Consider the following 909-nt stretch of genomic DNA (forward strand, 5'->3'; position numbering starts at 1 on the left):
AAATGATTAATGAGTACCTCGGTACTACGAGTATTCACACAAATTGTATGATGACGAAATGAAGAAGAAATTGAGTTGGATGATAAGTCTGTAGCTCAGCTGGTTAGAGTGTACCCATTCCTGATAAAGAGCAGGGTGAGGTCGGTGGTGACAAGTTGGTTGCATACTCAATCAAGATAGGTCTGTAGCTCAGCTGGTTAGAGCGCACCCCTGATAAGGGTGAGGTCGGCAGTTCAAGTCTGCCCAGACCTACCAATTTCATCTTATATCTGCGTTAGTTCGCAGCTCGTGTAGGTAAACTACACGTCGCTACAAACTGCCTTGAGGTAAAATGAAATGGCTATATTCTTCTTTTATAAAGAAAGAAGCCAAATTTAAAGTCACTGATGAGTGTTTTTAAATTTGGTTTTTAACCAAATTACTTAGCGAATGTGACTAAGTGATAAGTTCTTTAACAATCTGGAAAGCTGATATAAATACCGGTGTTTATATAGTAGGGAGCGGTGTCGCGCTGCAAACTACAAATGATATAAATACCAACCCCGGATAATAATCCTCCTCGGGTTATTATCCAAAGAAAAAACTCAGTTAATCATTACTCATGATTAATTGTTTTATCAAGTAACTCACTACATTAACTTGTTTAATGTTGAGTACGTGAAAATGTCAGACTTTACAATTGCTTTGGTTTAGTCATCAAAGCGTACTAAGAAAATCGAAAGACTACTTAGGGTTGTATGGTTAAGTGACTAAGCGTATGTGGTGGATGCCTTGGCAGTTAGAGGCGATGAAGGACGTGTTAATCTGCGAAAAGCGTAGTTAAGGTGATAAAAACCGTTATAGGCTACGATGTCCGAATGGGGAAACCCACCCAGTGTAAGCTGGGTATCATTATCTGAATAGATAGGA

General features: G+C 39.2%; 1 tRNA gene and 1 rRNA gene. Both read left to right on the top strand.

From position 1 onward, the window contains the following. Nucleotides 1–178 precede the first annotated feature (178 nt). A tRNA-Ile gene (locus AC27GZ_RS16110) sits at nucleotides 179–255 on the top strand. Between the two features lie 484 nt (nucleotides 256–739). After that, nucleotides 740–909: ribosomal RNA gene (locus tag AC27GZ_RS16115) — 23S ribosomal RNA — on the top strand; the annotation flags it as partial.

The organism is Colwellia sp. SU-HH00943 (assembly GCF_057546125.1).